Source organism: Faunimonas pinastri (genome assembly GCF_900110915.1).
GTDB classification, from domain to species: domain Bacteria; phylum Pseudomonadota; class Alphaproteobacteria; order Rhizobiales; family Afifellaceae; genus Faunimonas; species Faunimonas pinastri.
In genome coordinates this window covers 1-15,944 of record NZ_FOFG01000014.1, presented here as the reverse complement: position 1 = coordinate 15,944, position 15,944 = coordinate 1, and the positions used below count along the sequence as shown (strand labels likewise).

The window sequence follows — 15,944 nt, the reverse complement described above, 5'->3', positions numbered from 1 at the left end:
GTTCAAATAATGTATATACGTGGAGACTACTAACTGTGTATTATATATTTGAACGCGCGGCTTTGGGCATTGCCACGTCCGGAGTGATAAGTAAGCATTGACTGGCAAGACGATGGCTGAAGCTGATGCCGGAGATGATCCGGAAACCGAAGAGAAGAAGGCCAAGCGCCTGACCCCGGCACAATGGGCCGAGGCCACAGAGCTGTGGGAACTCGGGCAAATCACCATGTCGGATCTGGTCGCCCGGTTCGGCATCACGCACACCGCGATCTCCAGCTACTTCAAGCGGCACAAGATCACCCGGGGTTCGCGCAAAGCCGAGGTCGCCGAGGCGGTGGGTTCGCGCGTGAAGGCGGAGGCGGTCGAAGCCGTCACGAACTTCGCGATGCTCAAGCGCGCCCGTATCGAGGAGACCAAGCAGCAGGCGTACCAGGCGACCACCGTGGTTCATACCATGGTGATGAAGGCTCTGGTGGAGGCTCACAAGGGCTCCAAGCCGCTTGCGGCCGCGGAGATGAAGCATCTGCGCGCCGCGTCCGCCATTCTCGCCCAGGTCCGTCAGGAGCGTTACAAGATCCTGGAGATCGAAAACGAGATCGATGACAACTCGCTTCCGGACCTGATCGTCCGCGATCTGAGCGACGAAGAGATTACGGACCTTCAGAACCGCGACGAGGACGATTTCGACCTCGAGCTGCCGGAGCTTGAAGACCTCGCCGACGACGATGTCGTCTTGGAAGGGGAGGAGTGACCGCTCACACTCTCACACTACACAAGGGACAGAGAACAGTTTTCAGGGACCACCGCCGCTTCAAGGTGGTGGTCGCCGGACGCCGCTGGGGCAAGACGCAGCTTTCCAAGATCTCGATCTGCCGGAAAGCATCGAAGCCCAAGCAGCTCATTTGGTACGTCGCGCCGACCTACGGCATGGCGCGCTCGATCCTTTGGGACGAGCTGCGCGAGGCGATCCCGCGCGCGTGGATCCAGAGCGTCAACGAGACGCGCATGTCGATCCGCCTGCACAACGGCACCCGCATCGAGCTGAAGGGGGCAGACAAGCCCGATACCCTGCGCGGCGTCGGCCTTAATCACCTGATCATCGACGAAGCCCAGGATATCCGCGAGGACACCTGGTACAAGGTCCTGCGCCCGACGCTCGCCTCCACGCGCGGCGACGTGCTCATCATTGGCACGCCGAAGTCGTTCAACTGGCTCTACGACCTTTACATGCTGGGTCAGCGCGGCGATCACTACGTGACCAAGAAGGGTCAGCGCCGGCTCAACCCGTGGAAGTCCTGGCAGTTTCCGACGATCACTTCGCCCTTCATTCCGAAGGAGGAGATCGAGGCCGCGCGCGGCGACATGGACGAGAAGAGCTTTCGACAGGAGTTCGAGGCGTCCTTCGAGACCATGTCCGGTCGCGTCTACCATGCCTTCGATCGCAAGATTCACGTCGGGGACTACGCCTTCAATCCGAAGCTGCCGATCTGGGTTGGTCAGGACTTCAATATCGACCCGATGTCGTCCGTCATCATGCAGCAGCAGGAGAACGGCGAGGTGTGGATCGTCGATGAGGCGATCCTGTTCGGCTCGAACACCCAGGAGACGGCAAACGAGATCTCCCGGCGCTATTACCGGCACATGGGACAGACCACCTTCTATCCCGATCCCGCCGGCGCCAACCGCGGACACTCGCGCGGCGAATCCGACCTGGACATTCTTCGCGAGGCTGGCTTCAAGCGTCTGAAGTACCGCCGCAAGCATCCGAAGGTTGCCGATCGTATCAACGCCGTGAACCGCATGTTCCAGTCCGGTGACGGACAGATCCGCCTCCGGGTCGACAGCAAGTGCAAGCACGCGATCGCCGCTTTCGAGCAGACGATCTACAAGCCGGGCACGCGCGAGGTGGACAAATCCGCCGGCTACGAGCATCCGGCCGACGCCGTCGGCTACTGCATCGACCTGGAATTCCCGGTTCGTGAGGTGACGATCCTCGGACTTTCTCTGTGACCTTGTAGATAAATCAATGTTGACTTATCATAGCTTCGATCTTGTTCAGGAACGTGTTTGAATGGCTGTGACAACCGATCAGGAGACGCTGAAGAACTTCCTGAAGCGTCGTCACCCGGAGTATTACACGTCCCTGCCGCACTGGACCTTCGTGGAGTCCACTTACCAGGGTGGCCGCGACTGGTTCGGGGCGAACATCTTCCGCTACATCAAGGAAGGCGAGAAGGAGTTCAACGACCGTCTCGGCCGCGCGTACCGGTTCAACCATACGCGCGAGACCGTCGATCTCGTCCAGAAGTACATCTTCAAGTCCGACGTCGAGCGCTCGAATGATGCGCCGAAGGAAATCGGGGACTTCTGGAACAAGGCGACGCAGTCGGGCCTCGATATCGATCAGTTCATGATGCTGGTCTCCTGCATGTCGGCCATTTTCGGTCGCATCTGGGTGTTCACCGACACCAACAAGACCCAGCAGGTGGTGACCGCGGCTGACGAGAAGGAAGCCCAGGTCGGCGTCTACGCCTATTTCGTGAAGCCGCAGAATATCCTGGACGTCGGCTTTGCCCGTGACGGCAGCATTGCCTGGATTCTGGTGATGGAAACGCGGCGCGACGATCAGGACCCGTTCACCGCGACTGGCAACATCACTCTGGAATATCGCCTCTGGACCCCGGACGCTTGGTATCTCTTCGACATCATCCAGGCGGGCAAGCGCGGCGAAGTCGTCCGTATGCTGGATTCCGGCATCAATGAGCTGGGCGAGGTCCCCTGCTTCCCGGTCGACCATGTGCTGGGTGAGAACCGCTACACGGCGCCCGGCCTCATCGACGATTCAGCCTATCTCGACCGCGCCGTCGCCAACTACCTCTCTAACCTGGATGCAATCATCCAGGATCAGACCTTCAGCCAGCTCGCGATGCCTGCGCAGGGTATGCTTCCGGGCGAGGACAAGTACAACGCGCTCCTGGAGATGGGGACGAAGCGCATCTTCGTCTACGACGGCGAGGGCGGGGCCAAGCCCGAGTACATCTCCCCCGATCCGTCCCAGGCGCAGTTGATCATCACGGTGATCAACAAGATCATTGCCGAGATCTACAACACCGTCGGCATGGCGGGCGAGCGCACCAAGGAAGACAACGCCGTCGGCATCGACAATTCTTCCGGCGTCGCCAAAGCCTATGATTTCGAGCGCGTGAACTCGCTGCTCGCCAACAAAGCCGACAGCCTGGAGAACGCAGAGAACCGTCTCGTCGAGATGGTCATGAAGTGGCACGGCAAGGCTGCGCCGGCTGAAGAGCTGGTGAAGTACCCGGACACCTTCGACGTTCGCAGTCTCTTTGACGAATTCACGATCGCCCAGAACCTTTCCCTCGTGGACGCGCCCAAGACCGTGCGCCGCGAGCAGATGCTGCAGGTCGTCGACAAGCTGTTCCCGCGCCTGGCTGCGGATCTCCGGAAGACGATCGAAACGGAGCTGAAGAGCTGGCCCGCTGATCCCGTCGATCTGGCCGCGGCTGCCTCCAGCAAGCCACCCACCAGTTTCAACGCCTCGAACAAGAATCCTCAGACCCAGAACAGACAGGGTCAGGTGACTTCCGAGACCGCGAATAAGCAGGTCGCCTGATCTGCTCAACGGACCAAGAGACAGGTCCTTTCAACCCGACCGAGAGACAGGTCGACAGGAGTAAGTGATGAACATCGTCCACAACCGCACCGCTCTCGTCGGAGCATCTGCCGTCCGCATCTTCGCCTCTCCGCTTCAGTTCGGTCTTCGGATCGCGCTGGAAGCTGAAAACGGCACGGGCACCGGCAACGCCGACGACGAAGCGGCCAAGGCTGCTGCTGATGCGGCTGCCAAGGAAGCTGCGGACAAGGCTGCCGCCGAGGCCAAGGAAAAGGCCGAGGAGGAGACTCGGAACAAGTCTGGTCTCTCCGATCGGGAAGCTGAGCTTCTCAAGGAGAACATGGACAAGAAGACCAAGCTGAAGAAGGCCAACGAGGAGCTCGAGGCGACCAAGACCCGTCTCGCGGCGTTCGACGGCCTGGATCCGGACGAGCTGCGCAAGCTCGTGAAGGAGAAGCAGGACGCCGAGAAGGCTGCGGCCGAGGCGAAGGGCGACTTCGACCGGGTGAAGCAGATGATGGCTGATGAGCACCAGAAGGAGCTCGTCGCGCGCGACGCCAAGCTGACGGAGAGCGAAACGGCTCTGGCGAAGGCTCGCGCAACCATCGACGAGCTGACCATCGGCAATTCCTTCGGCACTTCCGAGTTCGTCAGCAAGGAGACGGTGCTCACGCCCGCCAAGGCGCGCAAGGTGTATGGCGAGCATTTCGAGGTCAAGGACGGCGAAGTTGTCGCCTACGACAAGCCCCGCGGCTCGGAAGGCCGCACGCTTCTCGTGGATGGCTCCGGCAAGCCGTTCAGCTTCGAGGCCGCCATCAAGAAGCTCGTCGAGGCGGACCCGGATCGTAACAGTCTGGTACGCTCGACCCTGAAAAACGGGGCCGGCTCCAGCACGCAGAATGATCGGGTGCCCCCGAATACGGGCGATGTCTTCGGAAAGGGCCGCATTGCCGCGGCGCTCACGAAGCTCGCCTCGAAGTAACGAGGAAAATAAGTCAGTATTTACTGCATTTTCCTCTTGGTGAAATGGAGATCGCCGTCCTAAAATAATGGTCAGTCAGTTTTGACCTATCGGCGATCTATCCCCAAGGAGTGATTCAAATGCCGTTGCTTGTTGAAGAGGCCGCGAAGCTCTCCCAGGAGCAGATGGAGCGCGGAGTCATCGAGGAGATCATCGATACCGATGAGCTCTTTGCTCTCATTCCGTTCATGGGCGTGAACGGGAAGGCTTATGTCTACAACCGCGAGGACACCCTCTCGGAAGGTGAATTCCTGGATCCCTACGAGGTGGTCCCGGAGGGCGCTGCCACGTTCAAGGAAGTCATGACCAAGCTGCGCATCCTTGCCGGCGACGTCGACCTGGACAAGTTCCTGATCACCACCCAGTCCGACACCAACGACCAGCTCGCGATCCAGATCGCGTCCAAGTCGAAGGCGCTCGGCCGCAAGTTCCGCCGGGCTCTGGTCCAGGGCGACTCCAGCGTCAACGCCAAGGAATTCGACGGCATTCGTGCCCTCACTCCGGCCGCGCAGACCCTGGTTGCCGGTGCCAATGGCTCCGCGGTCAACTTCGGTATGCTGGACGAGCTGAAGGATGCGGTGAAGAACGGCGCCGACGTCCTGATGATGCGTCAGGGCACCTGGCGCGCTGTGCGTGCGCTGCTCCGTGCCGCCGGCGGCAATGAAGCTGCCACGATGATGATCAAGAACTTCGGTCAGGCGGTTCCCTGCTATGACGGCAAGCCGGTCATCATCAACGACTTCCTGCCCGCCGACGAGGTCCAGGGCACGGCCGATGCCACCTGCTCGATCTACGCGCTGCGTCTGAACGAGACGGACGGTTTCCACGGCATCTACGGCGGCCCGAACGCCGGCATCCAGGTCGAGTCGATCGGCACGATCCAGAACAAGGACGCTGTCCGCTACCGCGTGAAGTGGTACGTCGGCACCGCCCTGAAGGCAACCCACTCGGTTGCCCGTCTGCAGGGTGTCACCAACGTTTAATCGTTGACGTAAGTCAACATTGACTTACCATAAGGGCGAGGGCAACCTCGCCCTTTTGCTTGAGGCCCCATGCACGTCGAAATCTATGGCAGCCCTGTGCTCTGCGCCGATACCGAGGCCGCCAAGGCGCTCTGTGACCGCCGGCGATATTCTCATGTCGTCCGCGACGCCGCCGGCGACCTGATTTCGCTCTGTGAGCTCCGGCGTCGTGCGCCTCTCAGCGCAACTCTCCCGCAGATCTTCGTCGGAACCCACCACGTCGGCGATCTCGCCGCGTTTGAGGCGGCCGAAAGGGCGGGGATCATCGAACAGCTTCTCGGAGGACAGTGATGAAGCATCTCAGGATTACCGCCAAAGGCTGGGAAGGGTACACCGGTCATATCGGCATGGTCGAATTCGTTGACGGTCGCTCCGTGAGCGTCGTGCCGCAGGTTCTGGCGGATCGAGTTTCGGCCAGCATCGGCGTCGTGGAAATCGACGAAGACGGTCTGGAAGACGAAGCGGGTGCTGCGGCGCGCATCATCGGCGGCGCCACATTGACTGTGCAAATCGACCCGCTCGCCCGCGCCAGCGAGGCTGATCGCGAAGCCGAGCAGAAGCGGCTGAAGGATACCGCGGGCCGCCCGCCCGCCGACACGCTCTACACCCAGAAGGAGCTGATGGCGATCGCGGACGACAAGGGCATCAACGGACTGCGTGAGATCGCCAAGCCCTGGGGCGTGCGCGATCGGTCTATTCCGGGTCTGCTTGTCGCAATCCTGAAGGCTCAGGCCGAGTTCGTCGCCCGCAAGAACGGCACCAAGATCGCCGGCGAGAAGGTCGAGGTTCCCGTCGAGGAGCTGGTGGAGAAGGAGCCCGTGCCGGCTACCGGCGATGAGGGCGCATCCTTCACCGGCGCTGGTGACGAAATCGACGCGACCGAGACACAGGCGTAATCCATGCACACGTTCCCCGCCGGCGTTGCCGTCAACGTTGTCATTCCGCTCATCGACCTGAATGGTGATCCGGTCACGCCGACGGGGCTGCGGGCGCGCGTGCTCGATCAGAACGGGGAGGAGGTTGTAGCTTTCTCCGACATCTCGTTCGAGACCGGCGCCACCGACATCGACATCATGGTCAAGGCTGCCACTAATACCCTGGCGCCTTTTCCCGATCAGAAGCAGGACGGCACCTTCGACGAGGAGGGCATTCTTCAGGCAACCACTGGCGCTCGCACCGTGGAGCTGGAGATCACCACCGAGGGTGGCGTCTTCACGACGGGGCAGACCTACCTGCTACAGGCGCGTAATCGCTTCGTGCTGCTGCGCAACACCTTCCAGACCTACGAGCAGGCGTTGATACACGTCTCCACCATGCCTCGTCTCGCCGGTTGGAACGCTGCAACGGACATGGAGCGGCAGAACGCCCTGGTGGAAGCCTTCCGGCGGCTGACCAGACTCGGCTATCGGGTGCAGCGCCCGGAGGATCAGGACATCATGTACCGGGCAGCCGTCGCGGACGACACGGTCATCCCGGCGACGCTGTGGCGCTACATGGACGCCGAACTGTGGCAGCGCTATCCGAGCCGCTTCCGCCTGGCGCTCTGCAAGGCGCAGGTTGCCGAGGCAGACGAGGTTCTGCAGGGTGGCACAGCAAACGCCAAGCGGCGCTCCGGACTGCTCTCCGAGTCCATCGGCGAGAGCTCGATGATGTTCCGCTCCGGCAAGCCGCTCGATCTCGGCATGAGCTCCGCAGCGCTGGAATATCTCGCCGGCTACCTCGAATTTAGAGTGACGACGACCCGCTCATGATCACGACCCGTATGACCGCGGAGAGTGAAGCCGCGGCCCAGCGTTACGAACTCCTGATCGAAGCATGGCGCGCAATCTACCAGGCCGCCATCGCCTCCCCCGATTTCGGGTCCGCTCGGCAGCTCGCCGACGTGCGTGCAGAAGCCTACGATCTGGCTCGCACCTTCATCAGCACCGAAGCGGCGATGATTGACGCGCACAGCGTCGAAATCGCTTCAGAAGCTCACCAGACGACTTTGCGCGAGCTGGGCGCTGAGAGTGCGAGCGAGCTCACGGAAGCTGCCGGTGAGCACCTGATCGCTGCGGTGAGCTATCTGACGCACGAACTCTCGGTGCAGATCGAGCGCGACGTTGCGCATCTGGTGGAATCGCTGCGTAAGGCGGTGCTGCAGGTAACGATCGCGGCCCGCTCCCGTCGGATTACCATGAAGGCGGCGCTGCTGCAGTACCGCATTGGCAACGCCGCCGACATCCAGTTCTTCTTTCACGATCGCGGCAACGCCAAGTGGCCATCCCGTAAGTTCGTTCGCGCCGTGTGGCGTCATCACCTGCTCAGCCTCTACAACGAGATCGTGCTCCTGACGCTGGCCGATCACGGCCTGGACCAGGCTGAGGTGAGCCACGTCGATCCGAATGCGCAAAGCCATGGAATGCGGATCGCCATGTCGTCCGATTCCGAGCTTCCGACCTATGCAGAGGTGCGCTCCGGCATCTTCCACCCCAATGCGGACGCGATCCTGACCAGGGGAGCCGACTGATGTTCATTCCCAACAACACCGGGCGGCTCAGCCGCAAGATCGGCATGACCATTAAGGCCGAGGCGCGCTTCAGCATCCCCGAAACCGTCGACTGCGGCGTCGTCAGTCTCGCCAACACCGATCAGAAGACGTCCGTTCGCTCCGACAGCTCCGCCTCCCGCGGCTCGGCGCAGGAAACCGTGTCCGACGCGAAGATCCTGTTTCCCGCCACCGTCACGATCATCGCCGGCGACCGCTTCGAGATCGCCGGCTTTACACTCAAGGTGATCACGGTCCAGCCGCGATACAGCGTGCTCGGGATCCTGGATCATTACGAGGTCGATTTCGCGCACTGGGGTCCTTGATGAAGGCGAAGATGCGCGCGGAAGGCTTTGACCAGCTCGTCATCGCCCTTCGCCATGCCGGAGAGCGCGTGGAGGACAAGGCGCGCAAGACGATGCGGCGCGGCGCCGACAAGATCGTAAAAACGGCGCAGCTCTACGCCCCGGTCGACAAGCACAACCTGGAAGACTCGATTCACAAGGAGATCGGGTACGAGCGCCGAGGTCGTCTGAAGATCGACATCGTGATGGGTGGCGAGGTGAACGGCGTTAATGTCGACCGGTACGCGCTGCTGGTGCACGAAAACTATTCCAGCTTGAAGCCAGGCGCCGGCACGATCGCCAAGCGCATGGCGAACCCTGGCGTCTATATCGGCGAAAAGTTCCTGGAGCGCGCCATGGCGGACAGCGAGGCCAAGCTCAAGAACGCGATGATCAGCGCCGTTGCAGAGGAATGGACCCTGGAGGGCGGTGAAGGAGATTCCGACGATGACGATGAGGATTGATCTGCTGGCCGAGCTTCTGAGCGACGCGGGCTTGGGCGTCGCCGGAGAAAGCCTGTTTCTCTACGAGATGCCTGCCGAGTGTTCGCAGGGGCTGCTGATCAAAACGCCGCTGACCGGCATCGCCATCAATGAGGAGCTGCCGGGCTATTTCAAATTCGGCCTGCAGGTGATCGTGCGCGCGATGACGCACGGCGCCGGCGAAGACCTTGCGGGCAAGGTGATCCAGGTCCTTACGATCAACCAGCGCCGCATCTTCACCAATCAGGACGGCTCCTTTGCCATGCAGGTGAACCGCCTGATGCCGGAGACGCTGCCGATCGTGTATCCCCGGGCAGATTCCGACGCCCTGGAGTGGTCGATCAATTTCGCCTGTTCTTTGGTTCTGCCCCACTAAGTCAATTTTGACTGTTTCTATCTGCCTCAACGATGCTAGAATAAGTCAACATTGACTTACCGTAGGGACAGAACCATGGCATCCGATACCAAGAACGTGAAGCTCGGCGTTTGCCGGGTACTGCTCGCCGGTCAGGATCTCGGCTACACCAAGGGCGGCGTTGACGTCGAGGTGCAGACCCAGACCCACGAGGTCGAGGTCGACCAGTTCGGCCAGAGCCCGATCAACGAGTACATCATGGGCCGTACCGTGACGGCGAAGGTTCCGCTGGCGGAAACCACGCTGGACAACCTGGTCCGCATCATGCCCGGCGCCACGCTGATCACCGATCACGTCGACCCGACGAAGAAGAAGGTCGTGGTCACGAACGGCATCGGCGTTTCGCTGCTCGAGCTCGCCAAGGAGCTTGTGCTGCATCCGATCGCGCTGGCCGACGACGACTATTCCGAAGACTTCGTGATCCCCAAGGCGGCGACCTCCGGCGCTCTGCAGTTCAGCTACAAGCTGGATGACGAGCGGGTCTTCACGGTCACCTTCAAGGGCTATCCGGACCCGGACACCAAGACCCTCTTCACCGTCGGCGACGACACCGCCGAAGCCGCGTAATCGCGGCTCCATTTCACAATCATTACTGACTGACGACGGGAAATCCGTCGTCAGTCCTCCAGCAGAGCAGGAAGCATGACCGATTCCGTCAAGTATCTCGACCTCGACGCCATTGACCTCACCGAGAACGAATTCGTCGTGAAGCTCGGCGGCGTGGAGCATCATCTCAAGCCGGTCACGGTCGAGGACTTCGTCGAGAACACCAAGCTCATCCAGTCGCTGGGCGTCAGCGGCAAGCTCGAAGACGAGGTCGACACCGTCATCCAGATGCTCGTGCGCGCCTTCCCGACGATGACCGTCGAGCAGCTCAAGAAGCTGGAGCTGGTGAAGCTCAACGCGCTCCTGGATTTTGCCCACAAGAACAACGGGCAGAAGCAGGGTGAAGCGAGCGCGGAGGCTGAGGCTACCGCAAACCCTCCGGCGGCGGGGCAGTAAGAGCCGTCGACTTCGGCTACATCTTCACCCGCATCGTCTCTGAATACGCAATGAAGCCCAGAGACGTTCTCGATCTGCCGATCGAGATGTTCTGGCTCCTTCACAAGAACATCGACCGAATGGCCGCCGAGCGGGACTACCGCACCGCGACCATCCTCGCCCAGGTCCACACACCCGAGGGCGTTCGAGAGCTTCTCACGGGGCTTCGGAAGCAGATCGGGACCGTCGTCGAGTACGACGAGGGCCAGCTCGCCATGCAGGAAGCAGCATACGACCGGGACGGTCTTCTCGCGCTCAAGGGGCTGGGAAAGCTCTAAAGGCCGGGAAACGCCTGCCCGCCGTCGGTAGTCAATATTGACTTATTCAGGTGGTGAGTATGGCCGGAATTCGCGTTGAACTGGAGCTTGATACCGGGGAGTTCACTTCCCGGATTCTGCACGCCGGGCAGTCTGTCCAGCAGTTCCAGAGCACCGTGAACGGCAACATCGTTGCCCTGGAGCGCATGACTGACAGCTCGAAGGGCTTCCTCGGAACCCTTCGCGACGTCTCCATCGTCGCCGGTGTCGCGACCGGCGCTTTCGGCAAGCTCCACGATGTCGCGACCGGCTGGCTCGGCGATATCATCAAGGTCAACGCCGAGATGGAGCGGCTTACCAAGCAGCTCCAGGGAATGAGCAAGGCCGCCGATCCGATCAAGGATGCGGCCGATCAGGTCGATTGGCTCCGCCAGAAGGCCCTGCAGGTCCCGTACTCGCTGCAGGGTATGACCAAGGCTTACGTCCAGCTCAAGTCGACCGGCATCGACCCGATGGCGGGCTCGATGCAGGCTCTGATGGATGGTGTCGCCGCGATGGGTGGCACCGACGAGACCCTGCAGCGCGCCACCCTCGCGATCTCCCAGATGGCGGGTAAGGGCGTCATCCAGATGGAAGAGCTGCGCCAGCAGTTGGGCGAGGCGATGCCGCGCGCCACCGAGCTCATGGCGCGTTCCATGGGCGTTTCCGTCACCGAGCTGTTCCAGAAGATCAACACGGGCACGGTTCAGGCACGACCCGCGATCGAAGCTCTCTCGCTGGAGATGGAGCGCGCCTTTGGTGGCGCTGCCCAGGCTCAGATGAGCACCTGGAACGGCCTCATCTCGAACGTCAACACCAACATGCAGAGCCTCGCCCTCAAGGTGGGGCAGGCTGGCTTCTTCGATACGGTGAAGCAGCAGGTCATCGACCTCAACAACCTGCTCTCCGGGCAGTTCGCGAACGGCCTGGCCGATTCCCTCGGCCGCGGCCTCAGCAGCTTGATCACCGGGTTTCGTGAGGTCATCGAGACCGCGATCGAGTACCGCGGCGTCATTGAGCAGGTCGGCGCGGTTTTCGTTGCATGGTTCGGCGGCAAGATGGTGCTCGCCCTGCATGAGCTGATCGCCAGCGGGTTCACCGAACTCGGCCTTCAGTTGCAGCTCCTGCGCAATCAGGCGTCCGTAGTGGGTAATGCCTTCGCCGGCTGGGGCGGAGCCGTCACCGGTATTCGCAGTCTTCGGGATGCATTGGCGGCCGTTTCACTCACGTCTGAAGGGCTGGCCTCCGTCGCGCCGATGTTGCTCACCGGCTTCACCTCCATTGTCGGCATCCTGCCGGCGCTGGGTATGGGTGTGGTCGCGGTCGCGAACTACTTCGGCCTGTTTCAGGATAAGGCGCGGGACGCTTGGCAGGAGCTGGAGAAGTTCGGCGCTGTCTCCCGCAAGCAGATCGAGGACGCGTCCGGCTACGTCAAGGAGCAGCAGGCGCAGCTCGACAAGCTCTATGCACAGCGCGACCAGCTCAAGAAGGCGGGCTTCGACACCCTGTCGGAGAACGACCCGAACCGTCAGTGGTACGACGACACGCTTCAGCAGATCGCCGATCTCGAGGCGAAGATCCCGAAGCTGCGCGAAAAGCTGGATACCTGGACTGGGCAGCAGGAGAAGGACGAGGTCAGCAAGGGTCTGCAGCTCGAACTGAGCCGGATCCAGGACAGCCTGACCGCGACCTCGCGTGCCTATGACCAGCAGGCTCGTGTAGCGGCCGACGCGCACGACAAGCAGGTCCGCGAGCTCTCCACGGCGCACAAGTCCATCAAGGACGAGGATGAGCGCTATCAGCAGGAGTCCCGGAAGGCTGCGCTCGATTTCTACGACAAGCAGATCGCCGATCTCGAGACCTACCTGACGCACTACCAGGAGCAGGCTGCCAACGCCGTCGACGCGGTGCAGAAGGGCACGGCGCTCTCGGTTGCGGATAACATCACCGGACAGATCCGCACGCTTCAGCAGCAGCGCGAGTCCACGCGCAGCCTGATCAGTGGCGTTCCGATGGCGCCGAAGGCCGTCAACGACGACAAGGCATTCCAGAAGGGCGCTCAGCTCCTGGAAAGCCTGACGGACAAGGCGACCGCCTACAAGGCTGCGCTGCAGGGTGCGGACGTCGAGGTGATGAACCTCACCCAGCTCCTGCAGAACGGCAAGTATGGCGACATGGGGCGCCAGGAGGTCCAGGACCTCACCGACAAGCTCATCGCGGCTAAGGCTGAGGTGCGCGAGCTCCAGGAGCTGATGGAGGGCCGCAACAAGCTCGACAACGATCTCCGGGCTGCCCAGGCGAGCGCCGAGGAGTCGTACTACAAGGAGGTCATCCGCAGCGCGGAGCTCGGCAAGACCAAGCTCACCGAGACCGACAAGATCGCGATCGGCGTGAAAGCCGGGCTCTACAAGGGCGTCGGGCCCAACGCCACGCCTATGCAGCGCGCGGTCGAGGGTATCAACACGCAGCTCGCCAACACACAAACGGCTGCCCAGAACGCTGCCCGCACGATGCAGTCGACCGTCTTCGGTGGCCCGATCATCAATGCGGCCAACACGCTGATCAACGCCGTGCAGCGCCTGAATGAAGCCTGGAGCTCGTTCCGTGGCAACGTCTCGGGCACGAACGTCGCCGGCGCGCTGTCATTCGATCCCAGCGCGGTGCGCAGCATCGGTGGCGCCTTCAGCTCGCTCTCCGGCATCATCCCCGGCGCCGGCTTCCTCGGGAAGCTGATCCACTCCGAGAGCAGCGGCAACGCCAATGCGCAGTCCTCGACCTCGTCTGCTCTGGGAGCTGCCCAGTTCATCAAGGGCACCTGGATGCAGTTCATCCGGGAAATGCACTCCGAGCTGATCCAGAAGGACGGCAAGGGCGGTGTGATGAACTCAGCCCAGCTTCTCGACATGCGTCGCAATGCGGCCATGTCCGTGGAGGCTGCCACCTGGTACGCGAACAAGAACGCACAGGTGCTCCAGTCCAAGGGCTTCCAGGCCAACGACTGGCAGCTCAAGCTCGCGCACATGCTGGACTCCTCCGGCGCCTTGAAGGTGCTGCAGGCCGCGCCCGACACGTTGCTGAGTGCTCTTTTGGGCGCGGATCAGATCTCCGCGAACAAGTGGCAGAACGTCACCGCGGGCCAGCTCAAGAGCCGTCTTGCAGCTCAGTTCGGCTCTAATCGGACTTTCGCGCCCACCACGGCGCCGATCGCCGGCGGGCAGTATGCGGGGCCGAAGAACCCGGGCGATCCGACGCTTGCTGCGCCGGCGGGTCTGAACGGTGACGAAGTTTCGCAGTTCAATGCGACCCAGCAGATCGAGCAGTTGGCAAATGCCAAGAAGCTGGAGAACGATCTCGCCGAAACGTTCCTGAAGACGAAGGATGCCATCGCCCAGGCTACCGAAAAGGCCGACGGGTTCGGCGCGCACGTCTCCGCTCTGCGCAAGCAGATCAAGGAAGGCGTCTATGGAGCGGACAAGAACCCCGACAGCGATCGCTACAAGGAGCTGATCAAGCTCACGAAGGACTGGGACGACGCCGACGCGAAGGCGAAGAAGAACCAGCGCCTGCGCTCGTCCGTTGATTCCGGTCAGGACCGTCTGGCGTCGCAGGCAAAGGAAGCTGCCGACAAGCAGGCCGAGGCCATGGCCCGGCTGAACGACCCGTCTGCGACCAAGCAGTCGGACGGCTACTTCTCGCTCTCGCGCCAGTGGGACGATCAGATCCAGAAGCTCGGGGAGCTCTACGGGAAGGACAGCCAGAACTACAAGGACGCGCTGGAGCAGAAGAAGGTCGCGCTTCAGAACTTCCAGAACTCCGAGGTCACCTCGACGATCGCGGGCCTGGCTCAGCAGGATGCCGAGCTGGAGCGTTCGCTCATGGCCCAGGGCGCTGCGCGCGACAACTCGCTCCAGCAGGAGATCGACCGCACCCAGAAGCTCCTCGACAACTTCAAGGGCAGCGCGGAGGAGCGTCAGCGTCTCGAAGATGCGATTCAGAAGCATATCCGCCTGGTGCGTGAAAAGACTGCCCAGGAGAGCCCCATCGCCAAGGAGCTTCAGCAGTATGCCGACTTTGGCGGCAATCTGCAGAAGGGCATGGCTGGCTGGATCGACAGCGGTCTCGATGGTCTTGCGACCTTCGTCACCACCGGCAAGGCCGACTTCGCGTCGCTGACCCAGTCGATCCTGAAGGATCTTGCCAAGATGTCCCTGCAGTGGGCCACGAGCGGCCTGACTCGCAGCCTGAAGGGTGGTGGCGCAGGTAAGGGCGCGGCCGCTGGCGGCGGCGCAGGTAAGGGCGGCGGTCTCGCGAAGCTCACCGGCACGGCTCACACCGGCGGCGTCATCGGCGCATCCAATCTGCGCTCCACGATGGTCAATCCGGCGATCTTTGCCAATGCCCCGAAGTTCCACACCGGCGGTGTTATTCGTGGCCGCGGGCTCGGGCCGGACGAGGTGCCGATCGTTGCTCGTCGCGGGGAGGGCGTCTTCACGCCCGAGCAGATGGCGGCAATGGGTTCTGCCGGCGGCGGAAACATGCAGGCGATCACCATCAACTCGCCGGTCACCGTGAATGCCAGCGGCGGCACCCACGATCAGAACGCAGATCTCGCCAAGCAGGTCTCCAAGCAGGTCGAGGGCTCGATGCGCAGCCTGGTCGTCAACGAATTGCAGAAGCAGATGCGGCCGGGCGGTATCGCCTACGGCCGCCGGTAATCAGTAAGGGTCGATCATGGCACTCAGGGTCTTCTATCCCCCGATCCCGCCTTCGCCGGGCACCAGCGACAAGCCGAAGCTCACTCTGCTGAAGGCTGAGTTCGGCGATGGCTACACCCAGACGACGCGCGCCGGGCTCAACCACATTCGACGCGTACTCTCGCTCAACTGGGACCGGCTTCTGCCGGACCAGGCTGCCTTCATCGTGAACTTCCTGGAAGCGCACGGTGGCGACACCTCCTTCTACTACACACCCTCAGACGAACTCCGGGCCGTGAAGTGGACCTGCGAGGAATGGGAAAGCAAGAAAAACGGCAACGACGGATGCTCGGTCTCCGCCACGTTCGAGCAGTCCTTTTCGCTTGAAACATAAGTCAGTATTGACTTACCATAGAAGCCTCAACTCAAGGCTCCTATGTCCGATCTTCTCTCCGTTGCTCAAACACC

General features: G+C 61.9%; 17 protein-coding genes. All 17 read left to right on the top strand.

Features of this window, described 5'->3' with window-relative positions; translation table 11 throughout:
• The first annotated feature begins 112 nt into the window (after window positions 1–112).
• The 17 genes from BMY25_RS20875 (at window position 113) to BMY25_RS16090 (ending at window position 15,870) form a co-directional block, all read left to right on the top strand.
• The gene (locus BMY25_RS20875; RefSeq protein ID WP_092498446.1) at window positions 113–751 is read left to right on the top strand and encodes a hypothetical protein; all 639 of its coding nucleotides are present in this window, start codon (window positions 113–115) and stop codon (window positions 749–751) included.
• A complete protein-coding gene (locus BMY25_RS16165) occupies window positions 748–2,010 on the top strand; it encodes a phage terminase large subunit (protein ID WP_092498444.1) in 1,263 nt (420 codons plus the stop codon). The genes BMY25_RS20875 and BMY25_RS16165 overlap by 4 nt, the downstream gene beginning before the upstream one ends.
• Window positions 2,011–2,071: 61 nt before the next feature.
• A complete protein-coding gene (locus BMY25_RS16160) occupies window positions 2,072–3,634 on the top strand; it encodes a hypothetical protein (protein ID WP_092498442.1) in 1,563 nt (520 codons plus the stop codon).
• A 67-nt stretch (window positions 3,635–3,701) separates the two neighbouring features.
• Window positions 3,702–4,616, top strand: a complete 915-nt coding sequence (locus BMY25_RS16155; protein ID WP_143062003.1) for a DUF6651 domain-containing protein — start codon at window positions 3,702–3,704, stop codon at window positions 4,614–4,616.
• A 119-nt stretch (window positions 4,617–4,735) separates the two neighbouring features.
• Window positions 4,736–5,638: a major capsid protein gene (locus BMY25_RS16150; protein ID WP_092498438.1), complete on the top strand. Its 903-nt coding sequence runs from the start codon at window positions 4,736–4,738 to the stop codon at window positions 5,636–5,638.
• A gap of 69 nt (window positions 5,639–5,707) precedes the next feature.
• Window positions 5,708–5,968, top strand: coding sequence for a glutaredoxin family protein (locus BMY25_RS16145; protein WP_092498436.1), 261 nt, complete (start codon window positions 5,708–5,710; stop codon window positions 5,966–5,968).
• Window positions 5,968–6,573, top strand: coding sequence for a hypothetical protein (locus tag BMY25_RS16140; protein WP_092498434.1), 606 nt, complete (start codon window positions 5,968–5,970; stop codon window positions 6,571–6,573). The genes BMY25_RS16145 and BMY25_RS16140 overlap by 1 nt, the downstream gene beginning before the upstream one ends.
• A 3-nt stretch (window positions 6,574–6,576) precedes the next feature.
• On the top strand, window positions 6,577–7,428 hold the full coding sequence (locus BMY25_RS16135) for a hypothetical protein (protein WP_092498432.1): 852 nt from the start codon (window positions 6,577–6,579) through the stop codon (window positions 7,426–7,428).
• Window positions 7,425–8,186, top strand: coding sequence for a hypothetical protein (locus BMY25_RS16130; RefSeq protein WP_092498430.1), 762 nt, complete (start codon window positions 7,425–7,427; stop codon window positions 8,184–8,186). The genes BMY25_RS16135 and BMY25_RS16130 overlap by 4 nt, the downstream gene beginning before the upstream one ends.
• The gene (locus BMY25_RS16125) at window positions 8,186–8,530 is read left to right on the top strand and encodes a hypothetical protein (protein ID WP_092498428.1); all 345 of its coding nucleotides are present in this window, start codon (window positions 8,186–8,188) and stop codon (window positions 8,528–8,530) included. Before BMY25_RS16130 ends, BMY25_RS16125 begins: the two co-directional genes overlap by 1 nt.
• Window positions 8,531–8,541: 11 nt before the next feature.
• Window positions 8,542–9,012 carry an HK97 gp10 family phage protein gene (locus tag BMY25_RS16120; RefSeq protein ID WP_177176899.1) on the top strand — a complete coding sequence of 157 codons (471 nt, stop codon included), beginning with the start codon at window positions 8,542–8,544 and terminating at the stop codon, window positions 9,010–9,012.
• On the top strand, window positions 8,978–9,406 hold the full coding sequence (locus BMY25_RS16115) for a minor capsid protein (protein ID WP_143062002.1): 429 nt from the start codon (window positions 8,978–8,980) through the stop codon (window positions 9,404–9,406). The genes BMY25_RS16120 and BMY25_RS16115 overlap by 35 nt, the downstream gene beginning before the upstream one ends.
• 75 nt (window positions 9,407–9,481) lie before the next feature.
• Complete coding sequence (locus BMY25_RS16110) at window positions 9,482–10,012, top strand: hypothetical protein (RefSeq protein WP_092498424.1); 531 nt, start codon at window positions 9,482–9,484, stop codon at window positions 10,010–10,012.
• Between the two features lie 75 nt (window positions 10,013–10,087).
• Window positions 10,088–10,447: a hypothetical protein gene (locus BMY25_RS16105; protein ID WP_092498423.1), complete on the top strand. Its 360-nt coding sequence runs from the start codon at window positions 10,088–10,090 to the stop codon at window positions 10,445–10,447.
• A 50-nt stretch (window positions 10,448–10,497) separates the two neighbouring features.
• Complete coding sequence (locus BMY25_RS16100; RefSeq protein WP_092498422.1) at window positions 10,498–10,764, top strand: hypothetical protein; 267 nt, start codon at window positions 10,498–10,500, stop codon at window positions 10,762–10,764.
• 59 nt (window positions 10,765–10,823) lie between these two features.
• Window positions 10,824–15,497, top strand: a complete 4,674-nt coding sequence (locus BMY25_RS16095; protein ID WP_092498420.1) for a tape measure protein — start codon at window positions 10,824–10,826, stop codon at window positions 15,495–15,497.
• A gap of 16 nt (window positions 15,498–15,513) precedes the next feature.
• On the top strand, window positions 15,514–15,870 hold the full coding sequence (locus BMY25_RS16090) for a phage tail protein (protein WP_092498418.1): 357 nt from the start codon (window positions 15,514–15,516) through the stop codon (window positions 15,868–15,870).
• Window positions 15,871–15,944 lie beyond the last annotated feature (74 nt).